Annotated in this window: 16 protein-coding genes, 1 tRNA gene and 3 pseudogenes; 9 read left to right on the top strand and 11 right to left on the bottom strand. The window is 43.9% G+C overall.

All coding sequences use genetic code 11. The features are described from left to right. Window positions 1-485 precede the first annotated feature (485 nt). The 7 genes from HQ49_RS03445 to HQ49_RS03475 form a co-directional block, all read right to left on the bottom strand. Window positions 486-557: transfer RNA gene (locus HQ49_RS03445), tRNA-Arg, on the bottom strand. A 73-nt stretch (window positions 558-630) separates the two neighbouring features. Then, window positions 631-2,289 carry a dipeptidase gene (locus HQ49_RS03450; protein ID WP_039418466.1) on the bottom strand — a complete coding sequence of 553 codons (1,659 nt, stop codon included), beginning with the start codon at window positions 2,287-2,289 and terminating at the stop codon, window positions 631-633. A 145-nt stretch (window positions 2,290-2,434) separates the two neighbouring features. Then, window positions 2,435-3,517, bottom strand: a complete 1,083-nt coding sequence (gene aroC / locus HQ49_RS03455; protein WP_039418467.1) for a chorismate synthase — start codon at window positions 3,515-3,517, stop codon at window positions 2,435-2,437. A gap of 155 nt (window positions 3,518-3,672) precedes the next feature. Then, window positions 3,673-4,248 (bottom strand): FKBP-type peptidyl-prolyl cis-trans isomerase, encoded by a 576-nt coding sequence (locus HQ49_RS03460; protein WP_039418468.1) that lies wholly within the window; start codon window positions 4,246-4,248, stop codon window positions 3,673-3,675. A 50-nt stretch (window positions 4,249-4,298) separates the two neighbouring features. Next, window positions 4,299-4,769, bottom strand: coding sequence for a hypothetical protein (locus HQ49_RS03465; RefSeq protein ID WP_052073433.1), 471 nt, complete (start codon window positions 4,767-4,769; stop codon window positions 4,299-4,301). A gap of 32 nt (window positions 4,770-4,801) precedes the next feature. Further along, entirely contained in the window at window positions 4,802-5,212 is a 411-nt protein-coding gene (locus tag HQ49_RS03470) for a hypothetical protein (protein ID WP_039418470.1), read from the bottom strand. Window positions 5,213-5,259: 47 nt separating this feature from the next. Then, a complete protein-coding gene (locus tag HQ49_RS03475) occupies window positions 5,260-5,826 on the bottom strand; it encodes an RNA polymerase sigma factor (RefSeq protein ID WP_026292307.1) in 567 nt (188 codons plus the stop codon). An 842-nt stretch (window positions 5,827-6,668) separates the two neighbouring features. Here HQ49_RS03475 and mnmE point away from each other — a divergent pair. Next, window positions 6,669-8,093 carry a tRNA uridine-5-carboxymethylaminomethyl(34) synthesis GTPase MnmE gene (gene mnmE / locus HQ49_RS03485; protein ID WP_039418474.1) on the top strand — a complete coding sequence of 475 codons (1,425 nt, stop codon included), beginning with the start codon at window positions 6,669-6,671 and terminating at the stop codon, window positions 8,091-8,093. Window positions 8,094-8,114: 21 nt separating this feature from the next. Here mnmE and HQ49_RS03490 read toward each other — a convergent pair whose 3' ends face one another. The 3 genes from HQ49_RS03490 to HQ49_RS03500 all read right to left on the bottom strand — a co-directional run bounded on the left by HQ49_RS03490 (window position 8,115) and on the right by HQ49_RS03500 (window position 10,322). Further along, on the bottom strand, window positions 8,115-8,813 hold the full coding sequence (locus HQ49_RS03490) for a hypothetical protein (protein ID WP_039418476.1): 699 nt from the start codon (window positions 8,811-8,813) through the stop codon (window positions 8,115-8,117). 33 nt (window positions 8,814-8,846) lie between these two features. Then, a complete protein-coding gene (locus HQ49_RS03495; protein ID WP_039418478.1) occupies window positions 8,847-9,335 on the bottom strand; it encodes an HU family DNA-binding protein in 489 nt (162 codons plus the stop codon). 141 nt (window positions 9,336-9,476) lie between these two features. Further along, window positions 9,477-10,322: a ComEC/Rec2 family competence protein gene (locus HQ49_RS03500; RefSeq protein WP_039418491.1), complete on the bottom strand. Its 846-nt coding sequence runs from the start codon at window positions 10,320-10,322 to the stop codon at window positions 9,477-9,479. Between the two features lie 650 nt (window positions 10,323-10,972). On the opposite strand from HQ49_RS03500, the pseudogene HQ49_RS03510 reads away from it, so the two are divergent. From HQ49_RS03510 to HQ49_RS12050, 8 genes and pseudogenes are all read left to right on the top strand, one after another. Then, window positions 10,973-11,812: pseudogene (locus tag HQ49_RS03510) on the top strand (DUF3987 domain-containing protein); the annotation flags it as partial. Window positions 11,813-12,036: 224 nt separating this feature from the next. Next, a pseudogene (locus HQ49_RS03515) lies at window positions 12,037-13,095 on the top strand (DUF6371 domain-containing protein). Between the two features lie 106 nt (window positions 13,096-13,201). After that, entirely contained in the window at window positions 13,202-13,549 is a 348-nt protein-coding gene (locus HQ49_RS03520; RefSeq protein ID WP_039418494.1) for a MobC family plasmid mobilization relaxosome protein, read from the top strand. Then, a pseudogene (locus HQ49_RS03525) lies at window positions 13,546-14,467 on the top strand (relaxase/mobilization nuclease domain-containing protein). Before HQ49_RS03520 ends, HQ49_RS03525 begins: the two are co-directional and overlap by 4 nt. Continuing rightward, complete coding sequence (locus tag HQ49_RS03530; protein WP_039418482.1) at window positions 14,464-15,162, top strand: hypothetical protein; 699 nt, start codon at window positions 14,464-14,466, stop codon at window positions 15,160-15,162. The pseudogene HQ49_RS03525 and the gene HQ49_RS03530 overlap by 4 nt, the downstream one beginning before the upstream one ends. Before the next feature lie 64 nt (window positions 15,163-15,226). Continuing rightward, complete coding sequence (locus tag HQ49_RS03535) at window positions 15,227-15,931, top strand: restriction endonuclease subunit S (RefSeq protein ID WP_052073435.1); 705 nt, start codon at window positions 15,227-15,229, stop codon at window positions 15,929-15,931. Between the two features lie 40 nt (window positions 15,932-15,971). Beyond that, window positions 15,972-16,964, top strand: coding sequence for a site-specific tyrosine recombinase/integron integrase (gene xerA, locus HQ49_RS03540; RefSeq protein ID WP_039418483.1), 993 nt, complete (start codon window positions 15,972-15,974; stop codon window positions 16,962-16,964). A 76-nt stretch (window positions 16,965-17,040) separates the two neighbouring features. Beyond that, complete coding sequence (locus tag HQ49_RS12050; protein WP_235290051.1) at window positions 17,041-18,255, top strand: restriction endonuclease subunit S; 1,215 nt, start codon at window positions 17,041-17,043, stop codon at window positions 18,253-18,255. Here the strand turns inward: HQ49_RS12050 and HQ49_RS10655 are convergent. Next, the gene (locus HQ49_RS10655) at window positions 18,179-18,727 is read right to left on the bottom strand and encodes a restriction endonuclease subunit S (RefSeq protein WP_080745542.1); all 549 of its coding nucleotides are present in this window, start codon (window positions 18,725-18,727) and stop codon (window positions 18,179-18,181) included. The two genes, HQ49_RS12050 and HQ49_RS10655, sit on opposite strands and share 77 nt — an antisense overlap. Window positions 18,728-18,733: the final 6 nt, after the last annotated feature.

Below are 18,733 nucleotides of genomic sequence, written 5' to 3' on the forward strand. Positions count from 1 at the left end.
AGTTCCTTTACAGATACTGAAATAAAAGACTTTGCTAATCTCTCGAAATGTACTGTGGCGGATAATCCCACGGTAGAGACCAAACAAAAGCGAGAAAAGAATATTGGCAAAAAATGCGGTAGCCAAATAGAGTGAAAAAAGAATAGCCCTTTGTTCTATGCCCTTGTTAAGAAAGAAATAGACACAAAAAAAGCTAATAGCAGATGCTATACACGAGATGAGAAGATCAAATATAAAAACAACCTTTCTGCTAGCGTACGAATCTTTAAAAGATCGAAGAAGATTTACAATCAATGATCGAAAAAATTTCATCGTTAGTTATTATCATATAATTCTTGGAACAAAGATAAGAAAACAGCTATATATAATTCTTTTTCAGAGCATGGTTCTGCAGTGAATAAGTAAACGGAAATGTCTGTTTTGTAAATATATTATAAAAGGATGTCCGAATTCGTAGAAAGATTTGGACATCAAAAAAAGAGGTGTAGCTCCGTCGGGAATCGAACCCGAATCTATGGTTTAGGAAACCACTATTCTATCCGTTGAACTACAGAGCCAAAAAGACGAGACCGACCTTAATCGGTCTCATCCGTTTTCTTTTTCGGGGACAAAGATAGGGAATAAACCAACTTAATGTTGTTCTTTCTCTTTCTTGATTAGGCGTTCTGCTGCCTCGGATGTTGCTATCTGTCGGTAGTACTCCTGACTGTAGCCGGGGAAATCAGGCATGGCACTGAACCCGTATCCATTCGTCTTGAATCGGCCGTTCTCCTCTTTCTTGCGGTTGCCATCCATATATTTTACCATCAGATATTCGCCAAGACGCTTCCAGCGCGCTGTCGCCTTCTCTGCTTCTTCGTTACTGTAATTGGTCAGGAAAGCCACGGCTTTGGCCGGATCCTGAGCATATAGTTCTTGGGCTTGCTTGTCAATAATAGGAAGCATGCGATCGCAGCCGCCTTCAAGCTCTCGTTGTACAGGTCGAATGTCTGCTATCATCTGATCATAGCGATGATATGCCATGTTGGCCACCCAGTTATGGATCCAGAAAGCCGAAGTCCAAGAGAAGTGCATCATATCGCCATTGCCCTGGCGGAAGCACTCCGGCACACGCGTAGTAGAACAATAGATAGGGGTCATAACAGCCATATCGGCATCGTCCACACCAAACCAATTGACACCACCGATTGCGTCGGGAAGCCAGTTACGCAGCTGAGCAACAAACACAAAGCCAGTCTGCTGAGTGGCAATCGCACGCTCATTGACGTACTCTTTTCCATCTACTTCGAAGCTCATCGGACGCCAACGGTAAGGCACTTTGTAGGGGCCTGCACCCGGATCGTTTGTCATACACAGTGAAGTGCCTTCATAGTGATCGCGCATCATATCACGCACATCGGCTACAGAGAGTTTGCGATCGGGGACAATGTAGAGAGGCATCTTATCCTTGCTTTGATTCCTGATGAATGCTTCGTACTTGCCCATACGCGAATTGAATTTATTGAAGAATGCCCATACGCGTGCTTCACAACCGCGAAGACCTCCTTCGGTATAGGGGTTGTATGCTTCCTGGAAACTGAAGTCCTTGTCAGCTCCTTTGAAGAAACCCATTTCGCGAGCGAATGAAACTACATCCGGAGAGTAGAGATAATCTTTGCTCTTGAAATCGATTTGTTGGATACGAGCCTGATTGGCATGTGCACTGATGGCATTGTCGGGAATGCGTACAGCTACCCACACGGCTCCTTTGCGCCCCTTGCCCTTGCCGATCATTTCCAGAATCCAGACTTCGTTCTTATCGGCAATACTAAAACTTTCGCCACTGCTGTGATAGCCATATTCTTTTACCAAATTGGTCATAACGTCTATGGCCTCACGAGCTGTTTTAGAACGCTGGAGAGCCACATAGATCAGGCTACCGTAGTCCATGATACCATCGCTTTCAGCCAATTCGGGACGTCCGCCCCATGTCGTCTCCGCAATAGCTACTTGATGTTCGTTCACATTGCCGATCACATTATAGGTATGCGCTACTTCCGGAATGAATCCAAGAGGTTTGTTCGTGTCCCATTCGATGATTTGGCGCATCGTTCCTTTGGCCCAGTCACGAGCAGCCCAGTGGTACAGCTCACCATAGAGTGTATGTGAATCTGCCGAATAGCTGATGATTACCGAACCGTCCGTCGAAGCTCCTTTGGCTACGATAAGATTAGTACATGCGTCTGCCTTAGGAGTCGCTACAACGATTCCCAATAGCACAGCACAGAGAAAACCGAATTTTCTTTTCATAAAGATGAGCAAAAGTTATGATTGTGATTATTGATTTTATGCTTCTATGATTTCAGGGCTTCTATTTACAAACGTACCGCCGTAAAAGAATCTCACCAAAGGTAAGGCATTCGGATGAAACAAAGAATAAGGTACGCGTACAGCCTCATTGGCTACGACTCAATCCGGAAGCCAGATAGGCATCCGCCAGTGTCAGCCAAGCCATAGCCTCCACCACAGGAACCGCACGCGGCACCACGCAAAGATCGTGCCGTCCTTTTGCAGAAAGCAATATGCTTTCGCCCTGTTGATTGACAGTATGTTGCTCTCGGCCAATAGTCGGGGTAGGCTTGAATGCTATACGAAAATGAATATCCTGACCGGTGCTGATCCCTCCGCTAATACCTCCCGAATGATTGGACAGAAACGAAACGCCTCCCTCTTCTCCGCCGACCATCTGATCATTGGCTTCGGAGCCACGCATGGAGGCCAAGGCAAATCCATCTCCGATCTCAAATCCTTTGGCTGCATTGATGCTTAGCATGGCAGCTCCAAGGGCAGCATGGAGTTTGCCGTAAAGAGGTTCACCCCAACCGGCCGGAACGCCACTTATATGGCAATCGACTATGCCTCCCACACTGTCGGATTCGTCCTTGGCTGTTTCTATTACAGCTTCCATCTGTCTGGAAACATCGGGGGCAGGGCAACGAATGGGGGAGGACTCTACTTCTTCAAGGCTATAATTCTTGGCCTTTTCCTGAGGTAGGCGGACGGAGCCGATTTGTGACGTGTAGGCTGTACACCGGATTCCCAATGGAGCAAGTAGTTGTTTGGCAACGGCTCCTGCCACTACGCGGATAGCAGTCTCGCGTGCGGAAGAACGTCCTCCACCACGGGGATCTCGGATACCGTATTTATGGAAATATGTATAGTCAGCGTGTCCCGGACGAAAGATGGTGCTGAGACTGTCGTAGTCGGCAGAACGTACATCTTTATTATCTATTATAAATGCAATGGGAGCACCGGTGGTTCTTCCCCGAAATAGGCCGGAGACGAACTGTACCATATCGCTCTCTTGTCGGGGAGAGGTATAAGACGACTGCCCGGGACGGCGACGAAGCAACTCTTGCTCGATAGCTTCCGTATCCACGAAAAGCCCTGCCGGACAGCCGTCAATGATACCCCCGATAGCCTTGCCGTGGGATTCGCCGAATGTAGTCAGCCGGAATAGCTTGCCTATTGTATTCATAACGATGTATAACAGCCGTGTTTGTGTTTGCAATATTCTCTGCTTCAGACAGTGTTTCTGACGAAGAGGAGATGCAGAGAAATTAAAAAGCTCCAAGCCATTGCTGTTTTAGAGACAACGGTTTGGAGCTTTTCTCTGTTTATTATTCGTTCCGATCAGTGACAGCCACAACCGCTGCCGCAGCCGCAACCATCTGACGATGATTCACTTTCGCAGCTACAACCGCAACCGCAGCCGGACTGGCCTCCAAAGAACTGCTCGATCTCTTCTGCTGTTGCTTCGCGCTCTTCGATGATTTCTCCTACAAAATGAAGATTCTCACCGGCTAAAGGATGGTTGAAGTCCATTACCACTACATCGTCCCGAACTTCCAGTACGGAGCCTTGCAGGGTGTTGCCTTCGGCATCGCGCATCGGCACGGTGTTGCCTTCGTATACGATGGAAGAGTCGAATCGGCCTTCCTCGTCCTTGAAAATATCTTTGGGCAGCTCCAGTACGGCATCCTCCTGACGTGCCCCGTAGGCATCTTCGCTCTTAAGTTCGAAGTCGAACCTGTCACCGACATTCAGTCCGAACAAATTCTTTTCAAACTCAGGCAACATCATACCCATACCGTGTATATAACGCAGTGGTTGCTCTGCCGTAGCTTGCTCCATCAACTCTTTTTCTTCTGCAGATCCTACGTATAAGTCATAGCTGCAGATCACAAATTTATTTGCTGAAATACTCATTTTACCAAAATTATCTTGTTAAACGCCACCAAAAGTAGCATAAAAGGGGGTCACTCGTAACTGCTCTGTAGAAACAGACGGGCAAATTTCCTCTCTGCGGCTCTCAATGCCATCACTTTGCGCATCGGCAGCACACGTTTGAATTTGTAGTAGTACTCCTTCTCCAGCCGTGCCTCAGCTATTTTATTGTCCAAGCTCTTATTGATGATCAGCTCCATGTCGCTATCGGTCAATTCGGGTTTTCTTTCCATCAGAGCTCGCTTCTGCCGAACATCCTTCCATAGGTCGTAACGCTTCGTGTCCAGTTCGTTGTATAGTGGGAGGAAAGCATCCGCCTCTTCCCGTGTCAGCTCCAACTCAAGAATGAAAAAGGAGTTGCGCTGATTCATGAACTCCTTCTTTCTTCCCTGTTGTTCACATCCTTGGTATTTGGTGGCCAAAGAGTAGGGAGGCATAGCAGCCTGAGAGAGGGTTGGCAGCATGGCCGCCAATATAATAGTAAGAGAAAAGATTCGCTTCATACCGATTTAGATGGGGTGCGAGTGTCGTCCGATCATTCGCTGAAATCCGTTAGTACCCATTCATCCGACACTGTCTCAGCACAGTTGTCATGTAGGAAATCCCTATAATCGGTGTCGTCGCTCCATCTGATATCGCCATGGTCCAATGCCACAAGTCCGGCCGATGTAGAGGTAGCTTTACCGGTATCCCCACTTTCTCCGAAAAGGCTGAAAGCCTTGAACATTCCGATCATTAGCAGGAATGATGCCGCCAAATAAAGCAGTGGGCGTAGTTTATGCCACAATGCTACAGAATGCACCATCTCATCACTCTCTGCTTCTACAGCAGGGATCTGAGCCATGAGCTTGTCCGTAAAAGAGGAAAAGTAGTCATCCGGCACAGAGTAGTGTCGTGCACTATCCTCTTTCGGTCGGATATTCACATCGGGGTCGAACTGTTTCATGCGAGCTTAGTTAGTTACGATTATAGAGACTTCTTATTAGGGCGGGTTTAATCATCAGGCAACAAAAAACGCTCCAACTTCTTGACTGCATGGTGGTACGAAGCCTTGAGTGCTCCTTCCGAGGTGCCGGTGATCTCGGCCATTTTTTCGTAGGGCATTTCGTCGTAATAGCGAAGGTTGAACACCAAGCGCTGCTTGTCGGGCAATTCCAATATAGCCTTTTGGAAAGCGATCTCGGCCTCATCCCCATCGAAATAGACATCCCCCGTAAGGTTGTCCAGCAGATAGGAGTTTTCGTCCGTGATCGATATATTCATGTCGTCTTCGATCTTTTTCTTCTTCAGGAAATTGAGCGATTCGTACATGGCTATCCGATAGAGCCACGTAGAGAGTTTGGCTTCCCCCCGAAATCCGTCCAATGCACTCCATGCCTTCATAAAAGTATTTTGGAGCAAGTCGTCCGTGTCGTCATGACTGAGCACCATCCGACGGATTTGCCAGTAGAGTTTACGGTTGTAGAGGCGTACCACCTTTTCGAAGGCCGTACGCCGCCTTGCCGGATCTCTCAGCTCTTCCAGCAACTCTTCTTCCGAAATCAATAGCTTGTCAGCCATAATGATGCCGTAAAGATAGCAAAAGAGCGCTTTATCCATGTCAAAAAAGCCAAAGATTCAGCTCATACGATATTCCACATCAAGTTCCTTTTATCTTGTTGCCTTTACCGAAAAGTATTATAAATGCTTTTGGCTTATCCCCCAAAAAATACGCGCCAAAAAAGTTTTCAACAACGAAGATGAGTTTGGAATGATTCTAAATAAGCGCCTAAATGGAAATGGATTTTGAAGTCAAAAAACAGAGGAGACGAATTTTTTACGCTCAAAACATGCTTTTCGTAAGAGCAGATAACGATCTATATAAAAATCGTTTGCAATAAATATATAGATCGTTTTCCATTTGTATATAAATCGTTTTCCATTTATATATAGATCGAAAGTCATTTCTATATAAATAGCAGACTGAAAAAGACCTTTCAGAGAGCTGAAATAAAAGAGGCACGCGTACGATTCGTGGTCGAACCGTGCGCGTGCCTTTCCCCTTTGAAGACGTATCAGAGGGCTTATTCCAGGCTATTCGTCATAGGGATATATGCTATTTGTCCGAATACCGAGACAGAGTGTACAGGAATGGAATGTACACGACAGGATTGTCCGGAAGGATGCAAGATATAAAAGCCTTCAATGTGCATATTCAATGATTGTAAAAGTTTATTTTCCAAGTAGTTCTATTCAAGCAATCGGCACTCTCGGTAGCAACATTCAATTTCCGAATAGAGAGCTCCATCATGATGACAAAAGTAAGAAAATATTCAGTCTCAGAAAGCGAACCGATTCGAATCCCTGGGTCTGCAGATTCCACCTATCTTTGTAATCGATCTCATTCAATCCTGACATCCAATATGTCTATTCTCCATTCCTTTAATAAGGATACCATCTGTGCTGTTGCTACTGCCTCAGGTGTAGGCGGTATCGCTGTAATTCGAGTTTCGGGTGCGGAGGCTCTGTCCATTGCACTTCGGCTTTTTAGTCCAAAGGGTAAGGCATTAAGTCCCGAGAGCATTCGCCCACGCCATGCCTATTATGGCGAAGTGTGGCACGAGTGCGAACTCATCGACGAACTCATTCTGACCTACTTCCACGCTCCCCACTCCTTTACAGGCGAAGACACCATAGAGCTTGCCTGCCACGGCTCGGTTTATATCCGCCGTCGCTTGCTGGAGGTGCTGATGGCAGAGGGTTGCCGTATGGCTCAGCCGGGCGAATTTACTCGCCGTGCTTATCTCAATGGACGTATGGATTTGAGTCGTGCCGAGGCGGTAGCGGACATCATCGCCAGCGAAAGCAAGGCACAGCACCAAATGGCGATGAAGCAACTACGTGGCGGATATAGCGAGGAGCTGAACGCTCTGCGAGAGGAACTCTTACACCTAACAGGGCTTATGGAGTTAGAACTTGATTTCCCCGAGGAAGATGTAGAGTTTGCCGATCGTACCGAGCTCCTTGCTCTTTGTGACCACATCGAACTTAAACTCCAAAAACTCATCGACAGCTATCGCCTCGGCAATGCCGTGAAGCGTGGTATTCCCGTTGCTATTGTCGGAACAACGAACGTCGGCAAAAGCACGCTACTCAATGCTCTCCTTGGCGAGGAGCGAGCTATCGTGAGCGACATACACGGCACCACGCGCGACACGATTGAAGACACAATGCACATTGGGGGCTACCTCTTTCGTTTCGTTGATACGGCTGGGCTTCGTGAAACCACCGATACCATAGAGAGTCTTGGCATTGAGCGTAGCCGAAACAAAATCAAAGAGGCAGACATCATTCTTGCCGTAGTGGACGGCACACGTCTTAATGAAGCTAGCCAGCTGGACTATATCAAGAGCATTTGGGACGAAAGGGGGGAGCGAACATTTATTCTACTTGTCAATAAAAGCGAAAGCCTCACCGAGGCCGAACGAATCGGGCTCAGCGAGGCTCTGCAAACGAAGCTCTCAACGCCTACGAAACCACTATTTGTTTCGGCTCGTGAGGGCAAGGGGATAAACGAACTACAAGGCGCACTCACCGATGTAATGGATACGGCTAAGGCAAGCGAAGCCGACCTAATTGTGAGTAATGCCCGCCATCATCAACTCTTGCGTGATGCTCTTGATGCTCTTCTGCGCATGCGTTCGGGCTTTGATATGGGGCTCTCGACCGACCTATTGACACTCGACCTCAGACACGCCATTACCTCCATCGGCGAAATCACTGGCAGAGAAATCACCAGCGACGACACCCTCCACTACATCTTCGCCCACTTCTGCATCGGCAAGTAATTCCACATAATGAAATTTGATTTATTGATTAGGAATAATTATTTCAGTATCCTTGGTGGTTGATAAATGCTTCTCAAGTTTCTTGAGTACTTCTGTTGTTTCTTGAATTCTTTGCTCTTCCTTTGATGATAAAAAATACGAGTAACCTACTGATAGAATAGTCAAAACTAGTCCTATTACAGAAAGAGGTTTAGTAAATTTATTCATTTTAACCGTTCGTTCTAATTGTTTCTGATTAGAAATGAGTACTCTTGACAATTCTGTTAGATTATATGCTATAGATGCAGTCTCTCCTCTATTTGCAGACTCTTCTATTGAAGTAAGCAGTCTTCGCTCATGATCATTGACCCCTTCAAATGGCTGTTCTCTACGCTCTTCCTTGATTATCTTTTTTAATCTTTCGTTGATTTCATTAAATAAATTAGACTCCAATTTTTCACCCTTTCTTAGGTATACAATATATTCCTCAAGAAATTCAAAGAGAGGCATTGGATCTCCCTCTAAGTTCAAGCCTATTTTAGCATTCTCAAAGATTAGGATAATGTCATCATCATCAACTAAGGTGTTTTTTTGAAAACCATTTGTCAATAAGTTAAATGCACTATGAAGTTTGTCCAATCTTTTTCTCCTATTCACTTTTATGAAGAAAAAATAGGTAAATACCGCTACGTAGACTATAACGACAGGTATTATTGCTACATCAAACCATTTATTATCCATAGGATGAATTCTTAATTCTATTGGTTCACTTTTTTACAGCCCGACATGATCGCCATTGTCAGTAGACGAAGAGCCGTCGCCGTTGGGCTTTTCGTCCTTCTTGCCCGAAGAGGCGTAAGCCACGTCGAGCACGCGTTCGGCACGCTCCATACGAACGCCTTTGAGCGCCGTCTTAACCTTAACACGAGGCGTATAGATAACCTTCGCCTTGTCTACGAGTTCGATGCCGACCTTATCGGCGCTATCGACACCCGAACCAGTCTTAGCCGTGATGCTAGGGCGGAACGTTCCCATATCGCCACAATCCACGCTCTTGCCGTCTTGGAGTAGGCGGATAAGCACCTTCGAGGCGCGGTCAAAGACTGCCTTAACATCAGCTGAAGAAACTGTCGTCTCGTCCGCTACGAGTTCGATAAACTCCTCAAACTTTACATCAGAATGTAAGTGAATTGCAGGGTACCAAAGCGTTTTGCTGGTCTTGCCGAAGCCTGCTTTTCTCTCGATTGCTTTAATCTTAATCATACTAGAGTTAATTTACTGTGAATAAATGTGTTTTATCACTGTCCAAAAGTAATTAGATTTTCGCATATACAAAAATAAATTTCCGCATATACTCCGATAAATTTTCTTATATACGCAAATCTTCTTCCTTATATACAATGGCTATACGCCTTTGGTAATGGATAAGGCGCCTATGTATTTAGGGTCGTCCGATTCTCCGAATACCACTTTAATATTACCATCTTTTCTTGTAGTGAGGCAATAGCGAGTTTCCTCTACTCCTTGAGGGCTATTTACAGGATATCCTTTACTCTTGTTTTTATATGACTGAGAAGCACTCGTGGTTACCTTGGAGGTGTCTGAAATGATTGTTAAATATGGATCTACCAGCTCAACAAACTCCTTATGATAACCCGACTTTCGTCCGTGATGAGAGGCTACCAATACACAAGCACTCTGTACTGCGTTGCGAAAGTTTGTGTTTTCCATCAACTCATCAAATGAGGCTTGCTCATTATCCCCACAGATAACCACTTTAGCACCACCTAGCTTTAAGACTACGATTGCACTTTGATTATTTCTATTACTCTTGTCGCAGTGCTTAGCACGGAATGTTTTTACTTCTAAGCCATCAAGAGTATCAGGGTTATCAGGGGATTCAAGGTGAGAAATAGGACTAGTGTACGTATCATTCAAGTCGCAATACGCATTGATGATTGGCTTAGCCCAACTCTGAACACCATTAAGTAATTCAGTCCGACTATAGCACTTTACTATATTTAATACTCTTGGTTTTGCGTATGAGATATTACCAATATCTTGAATATGATCCAAGTCTGTGTGGGTAATTATCATATAATCAACTTGCTTTCCCCATAGTGTTTTAAGGGGGGAGAAAGTGGAAGAGCATCCTAAGTCTACAACAATATATTTGTCATTAGGAGCCTTGATGTGGACTGCGAGCCCATGCTCAACATTCCAAACCGTCATTGTAGCTAATTTAGTCATAAGCATCTTTTTTATTTTAAATTATTATGAATTCGTTCACTGAGAAATACACTCTGTCTTACATAAGCACAGATAAATAGGACAATTAGTAGCACTACAAGAATGCAGAAGATCCATACGTTTGATATAGGGGCATAGGAGAGTAATTTATCTATACCTATTGACAGGATAATTGACACCCCCAAGGCAATCAATGTACGATACACATTCCTCTCCTGCGAGAGAATGCTGATTTTTGAGTCTTTCTGCTCTGCGTCAAGAAACTGGTTATAACGAAATTCCTTGGGTAAATAAGTTAGTTTGACAAGTATAGGTTTAACAATCAAAGCCCCCATTCGACTAATCACTAATCCAATGAAGTAGCACACAAATAGAGCTTCTAGCACATTCTCTATTGGTAGCTGGAGCCGTGTAAAATGATTCACAGAGATTGAGTAAAGAATCCCTGGAAGTAAGTAGTTGAAGAGGTTGTAACTGGTAATTTTATTGATAATATCATTCATATATATTGTGTTTGATGATTAGCTATCCTTAGCTCGCAAATATTATGCCAGCATATTTCAAATTAGAAAGCAATATCTAAAAAGGAATGCATTGGCAGCTTCTTTTTTGCAGAAATGCCATTAAGTCATGCGACATAATGACAGAGATCGATTGGGTTCAAAAATATCAATCGCTACAATAGTGGCTCGGAAGAGCAGTTTTGGCTATCTGTATTTAGTGCCAAAGCGACGATTAGTGACCGAAAAGGTAATCGAAGTTCTATTTTCATCAAGCGTCCTTACATCTCTGTTGTGGGCACTATTCGGAAGAAGATTCTCGGAGAGCTTTCCAAAGGCGAACGCTCGAGTAATAGCTTTATAGACCGCATTCTATTTGTGATGCCCAATCTTCAGCAGAAAGCCCGATGGAGCAAAACCGAGCTTCCAGAGGATACAGAGAAACGCTGGGGAGGGATTATTCGACGGCTCATAGATTTACCGTGTGCCAAAGATGAAGAAGGAGAAGTTTCCCCTGAGATTATTCCTTTTGAAGAAGAAGCCAAGGCTCGACTTTATATGTGGCAGGAAGAGCATGCCAAACTCTGCGATACCGAACCCAACGAAACTCTCGTCGGAGTCTACTGTAAATTAGAAATCTACATCATTCGTTTTTGTCTCATTATTCAGTTGGCTCGATGGGTATGTGGCGAAAGTGAGAAGTCCGCTATAGACCTGATATCTGTGGAGAGAGCCATTACTCTTATTGATTATTTCCGTGATTCTGCTCAGCAGGTACAAGCAGTGATGGACTGCACTCAGCTGACTCAACAGCAACGTCAGTTTCTGACTGAGTTACCCGAAAGCTTTCAGACCGCCGAAGCCCTTCTGATAGCGGAGCGTATCGGAATTAAAGAACGAGCCTTTAAGGATTTTCTCAGTCGCAATATCGGGACGCTTTTTACCAAGGAACGACACGGTGTCTATCGAAAACTCGGTCTACAAACCTGATGCACTTTTTGCATTATCTGCATTTCTTTCCCTCTTGACGATTGAAAGTGTGCAAAGTGTGGATAGTGCCTGAAAATATAGGATCCATGAAAAAAGGTTGTCTAATCTGATGACGAAAGTTGCCTAAGGTGATGCAACAAGTTAGACAATTTGATTTCGAGGGTTAGACATCCATTTTTCTGGGAATGACTTTATATCGAATTCATGTTAAAACAATTTTCTCAATGAATAATTACAGATTCAAATTAGAACCTTATAAGGGTGTGCGGACACCGGCATACCTGCCCATCTTGCGAACGTCCTCGATGCTTCGCTCGCTATATTGACACAGAGGGTAAAATAGAATTCCCCGATAATGTAGGGCGGTGCGACCACGAGCAGAGGTGTGGCTATCACTTCACACCCAAGGCTTATTTCGCAGAACACCCTGCAATGAAGGAAGAGGTGCATTCAACTTCTGAGGTTATTCACAAACCTGTCGTTCTCGCTCCTCCCTCTTTTATTGATAGGGAAATGATGGAGAAGACTCTAAAGGGGTATGAACTCAATAATCTTTATCTCTTTCTCTGTGAACGTCTGGGAAAGGAAAACGCATTACAACTTATGCAATATTACCATGTCGGTACTTCCAGGCATTGGTCAGGAGCAACGGTCTTTTGGCAAATAGACACCAGAGGACAAGTGAGAGCTGGTAAGATTATGCTTTACGATCCCGAAACAGGTAAGAGGATAAAGAAGCCGTTCAATCATATTACGTGGGTACATAGTCTGCTCAATCGCCCGAACTACAACCTACGGCAATGTCTTTTCGGGGAGCATCTCTTGTCACAAGAGACTCAAAAACCTGTGGCTTTGGTCGAGAGTGAGAAGACGGCTCTTATTGCCTCGCACTACCTACCCCAATATCTTTGGTTGGCTACTGGAGGAAAACATGGATGTTTCAAAAGTAGCAGCCTCACGCCTCTGTTGGGCAGAAACGTTATTCTTTTCCCAGATCTCGGTGCGACTGCATACTGGCAAGAAAAAATGTTGATGATGCAATCCATGGGAATAGAGGTTCAACTCTTCGACTATTTGGAGAAGTATGCTCCTTCCAAAGACCAACATGAAGGGTACGATATAGCCGATTATCTCCTCCAAATCAAAACCAAAGAATCGGTGCTGAGTGAGTTATCCAGCACAATCCAGCCCTTAAACTGTTGGTAGAGAAACTTGAACTTCGAGTGGTCGAAGAGGCCAGACAAACCAAGCCTCCTCTCCGAAAGATAGGACTTCGTAGATAATCGAAGCAAGTTTGTGTTTTGGGTTACCCAAAACCTCCCCAACGCCCATCTATCAGGGCGAAACAATCCCGATGGTCTCATCAATAAAACAAAAGAAACAATGACAATACAAGACAAAAATAGAGGTGGACGACCCACCAAAAAACTATCTGAAAAGAGACGTTACTCCGTCCTACTAAAACTGAACACCATGGAGTACTTTACGCTCAAAAGCAAAGCCTCCGAAGCTGGTGTCAATAAAAACGAATACCTGCGTTCGCTCATCTCTGAGGGGCAAATCAAGGCTCGCATCACGGTAGAGCAAATGAAAGAAATCCGCCTCCTCTCAGGCATGGCGAATAACATCAACCAGATAGCTCATCGTCTAAATACTTTCGGAGTATCCACAGTACCCACTGAACTAAAAATGTTGAAACTCTTGATCGAAGAGCAACTCAAAAGCTTGAAAAGATAATAGCCAAGATAATCAAAGGGACATCCTTCTTTGGGGTACTCGCTTATATCCTCGGTAAGCAAGAAGGTAAAGCCCGAATCCTTTATGCCGAGGGCGTGAGAGCCAATGCTCAAGCATCGGATATTGCGAATGACTTTGCCTTACAAGCCTCAATGCGCCCTAATGTAAAGAAGCCTGTTTGCCATACTATTCTCAGCTTCTCTGCCGAAGATACAGAGCGTTTATCTGATAAGGTAATGACAGATTTGGCGAAGGAATATCTCCAACGAATGGGCTACGCAGATACTCAATACCTCATCGTACGCCATCTTGACAGGGAGCACCCACACTTACATATCTGTATCAATCGAGTGAATAATGAGGGGAAAACAATTTCAGACAGTAATGAAAAGTATCGCTCAACAAAGGTCTGCAGAGAACTCACCGAGGCTAAACTGCTGAAATGGGGCGAAGGAAAAGAGGCTGTAAAACGTCATCGCCTAAGAGGAAATGATCAACTAAGGTATGCCATCTTCGGCAATACAAGCTGCACTACCCAAATGCACGAACTGGCAGGAGCTTACCTCCGAACTACAAAAGCAAGGTGTCGAAGTACAATTCAAAACAAAGGGACAAACTGAGAAAGTCGAAGGAGTTATTTTCTCTATAGATGGTGTCAGCTTTAGTGGTTCGCATATAGACCGCTCATGTAGCTTCTCTAAACTCTCTTTTGCATTAGAGCAAAATGCAAAGCAAGCTCTTTCTCTGTCAGACCTACCTAAAGAGGAATGTTTTATCGAAGAATTGAGCGAAGCCGTAGAAAAGCTTGGAGAGGACCTATTCGACAGCAATGCGCCTGCCGTAGATGTTGCAGAACTTGTATTCCAACGTAAACTCAGAAATCAAGCTAATAAGAAACTAAAACGTAGAAGATTATGAACGACCAAATTAACGTCCTCCTCGAAGTATTGGAGGAAATTAAGCAACAGAACAGAGAACTCAAAGCGAGCATCTTCAATTTACCACAACCAACAGAGTCACAAAGAGAAATCGAGAATAGGAAAAATCTCGCAGGAATCGCCAAGATTTTAGAGGAGCAACTGGAGTTTCATCGTCGATTCAGAGAGGAACTTTGTCAAGTGATCGCTAAACTTGGTGAGCGCATCCACGAAATGAAGTCAGGCATTGCCGAGGTACAGATAAGTCAAGACGAAACAACCGACAAACTCCTGACAGAACTCCAAGCCAAACAAACCACACCCGAGATAAAGCTCTCCAAATACTACCTTTTCGATGTCAAACGCTGGGCAGAATGGCTCGTATGGGGAGTGATGGTTGCTGTCCTTGCCTGCGTCATCGGTTGGGCAGCACATCTCTACGGTGTCAATCAAGCCCTTGATAGTCATGCTCTCCGTTATCGTATCCTACGAATGGAGCTCGGCTATACACAGCCAAACATCGCCAGCCTTGACAGCCTTTTCTCGGCTGAGAACTCAGATGACAGCATCCGCAAGCTCCGTTCTCGTGTCACGAACTACGAACTCGCCATCGAACGCCAAGCCGAACTTCAGCTCCAACAGCAACGACTCTCCCAAGAGCAAGAAGCCATTCTACAAAACTTAATGAAAAAGTAATGATGTGGGGCAAGTCTATCCAAAGATCTGCCCCACCTCTCTTCTAAATCATAATTTAGAGACGATGGCGAAGCAGCTCTATGATTACTGGTTTGTGCAGTTTGACTTCCCCGACGAAAATGGCAAGCCCTACAAGAGTAGCGGTGGTAAGATGGTGTGGAATGAAGGGCTTAAGCGAGAAATACCAGAGGGGTGGGAGGTGAAAAGTATCTTTGATAAGTTGTCAGTTCAATATGGTTTCCCTTTTTCCACAGAGTTATTTGTAGAGGAGCAAACGGAGATACCTGTAGTTAGGATACGAGACATTCTTAGTAACTCTATATCGGCATATACCACCGAACAAACAGACGAAAGATATCGCCTTCAAGAGCAAGATCTTTTGATCGGAATGGACGGAAATTTTCACATGAACTACTGGAGTGACAATAACTCATTCCTGAATCAACGAAGCGTCCGACTTAGAGCAATAGCTAATTCCACGGTTTCTATTATGCAAACCCGTTATGATATTGAACCTCACATAAAGGCAAAAGAACTGCGAGCGAAAGGCTCTACTGTAGGCCATCTTTCAGATAGAGATCTGAAAGGCTTATTTATCCTTGTGCCCTCTACTAAAGAACCTAAGAAGGTACTAGATTCTATTCTAAATAAGATTATTCGTAATAGGATTGAGACCAATGCACTAACTAAGCTGCGCGATGAGCTTCTGCCACTTCTGATGAATGGACAGGTATCGATAAATTATGATTTATCTTTCCTTTTTCTCTGATTTTTCGTTATAATGGGTAGATAATCAAAGTATCAATTAGATGAAAAAGAAAACAATAGAGCATATTCTTGCTGATATGTCTGATGTTTTAGGCATAGAACAGCAAACTAAATTGCGAGAAGTGTTGCAAACTGCTTTTGAGAAAGTGGTAATGACACCAGCCAAGAGTGAAGAACTCCAAAGAGAACAAGCCAATGGAGAATTGCTGACTGCTTTTATTTCCGCCAAGAAAATAGAAGGCTGTTCAGAAAAAACATTACATTACTATCAATCATCCATAGAAGCCTTGTTAAGCAGTGAGCGAAAACGGATAAACGATGTGGATACAAACGACATACGTTCTTATCTTTCTCGTTATCAAGAAAATAGAAGATCAAGTAGGGTGACAATAGATAATCTGAGGCGTATTTTCTCAAGCTTCTTTGCTTGGCTAGAAGATGAGGACTATATCTCTAAGAGCCCAGTACGTCGTATCCATAAAATTCGTACAGACAGCCTTGTAAAGGAAGTCTTAAGTGATGAACATATCGAAGTGCTCCGTGATACTTGTAATGAGATCCGAGATTTGGCGATGATAGACCTCCTCGCCTCTACTGGTATGCGTGTGGGGGAATTGGTAAAAATGAATCGTGAAGATATAGACTTTCATGAAAGGCAGTGCGTGGTCTTTGGCAAAGGAAACAAGGAGCGAGAAGTTTATTTCAATGCTCGAACAAAGATACATCTCAAGCGCTATCTTGAAAGTCGAACAGATAACAACCCTGCTTTATTTGTATCCCTATCCTTACCCCACAACAGGCTGACAATAGGAGGAGTAGAGACACGTTTAAGGCAACTTGGCAAACGTGCAGGACTAAACAAAGTACATCCGCACAAGTTCCGTCGCACGTTGGCTACTATGGCTATTGACAAGGGTATGCCTATTGAGCAGGTACAACGGCTACTTGGACACGTCAAGATTGACACCACTTTGAATTATGCCATGGTCAATCAGACAAATGTCAAGATGGCGCATCGAAAATACATCAGCTAAGTCTAACTATTTTTATCCTCGACTTCTTCGCATTTCTGCCTTTGGAGCACTATCTTTGCAATAAAGTAGGCTCCAAATGAAGTTATCAGATATAGCCACATACGTAGAGGAGAAAATTAGTAGTAACAGTGTTTCGCTAAGTGAATATGTTACTACGGACTCTATTTTACCGAACAAGGAGGGAAGAACAATGGCAGCAAATCTTCCTCTTGTTACCTGTTCGCTGACACATTATCAAGAAGGTGATGTGTTAGTGGCAAATATACGCCCTTATCTAAAGAAAATATGGCTTGCTGACAAAGAAGGAGGTTGCTCTTCAGATGTACTAGTATTCAGGGCAAAAGATGGCTGTAATAGTTTTTTTCTTTACGCTCTCTTGCTACAAGATGGCTTTTTCGACTACACTATGAAAGGGACAAAGGGAAGCAAAATGCCTCGTGGAGATAAAAAACAAATAATGAGATATGAGTTACCAAAATTCTCTCCAGACGAGCAAGAGAATATTGGCAATCTCGTTATTAATATCACAAATAAATTACGGCTTAATCGTTCGCTAAATCATAATTTAGAGGTGATGGCGAAGCAGCTCTACGATTATTGGTTCGTGCAGTTCGACTTTCCCGATGAAAACGGCAAGCCCTACAAGAGTAGCGGTGGCAAGATGGTGTGGAATGAGAAATTGAAACGTGAAATACCAGAGGGGTGGCATTGTGGAAATCTATTTGAGATTGCCAAGTTTACAAATGGATTGGCTTGCCAGAAGTTTCGCCCCAAGACAGGAGAAAAGGCCTTACCAGTCATCAAGATACGTGAAATGCGTGATGGTTTCACCACCGACACGGAAGAAGTAACTGCCAACATTCCAGATTCAGTAAAAGTATTCAATGGCGATGTCCTCTTTTCATGGTCGGCTTCATTGGAAGTTATGCTTTGGGCTTTTGGTAACGGTGGACTTAATCAGCATATCTTTAAAGTAACTCCAACCAATGACTTTCCTAAGTCGTTCTACTACTTCCAACTACTAGACTATATAGATGTGTTCAAAAAAATGGCAGAGGCGAGAAAAACAACAATGGGACACATTACTCAAGACCATTTACAACAAAGTAGTATTGCTATCCCTAATGATGTTAATGTCGCTGAATCATTTGAAGTAGTAGTTTCTCCTATCTTTAATCAACAAGTCAAGCTTCAAGAAGAGATACAACAACTTACTAAGCTACGAGACGAGCTTCTCCCTCTCTTAATGAATGGTCAGGTATCGGTAAATTATGATTTATCGAACGATTGATTTCCATTTTACAGTCAATATCAAATAAGAGTTGTCCTATTTGCGTCTGTTCTGACAATGACGGTATCCACACTGTGCAATCTCTGATTTTGTCAGGCGAAGTATGCCTAATTTTTGTCTGCTGAGCTGCTGCACTTAGTTGTTGCTTTACCATGTTGGAAGAAATGAGATAATAGGCAAACTTTTTGTTCAGAAGTTCCTCTTTGCAAGTAATCTTGGCTATATCTTGACTTTGAATGTATTTCCCACTTTTGGGTATCCATGCCGTGGAGCCGAGCAGCCCAATAGCTTGTTCGGTTAGCGGGGTTATCAAATCACCTTTTTCAAGTAAAAAATCGTCCTTAAAATCCCCTGTATAAAATAGATTATCCTTAGAGTAGTTTGACGTGTACTGAAAAAAGTTGACAGTTGGCGGGATGCAACCAGTATCCATTATGGGCAAACATTTAAGCAACTTTGAACGCCTTGCCATCCTAGA

The sequence above is a fragment of the Porphyromonas gulae genome (assembly GCF_000765945.1).
GTDB lineage: Bacteria > Bacteroidota > Bacteroidia > Bacteroidales > Porphyromonadaceae > Porphyromonas > Porphyromonas gulae.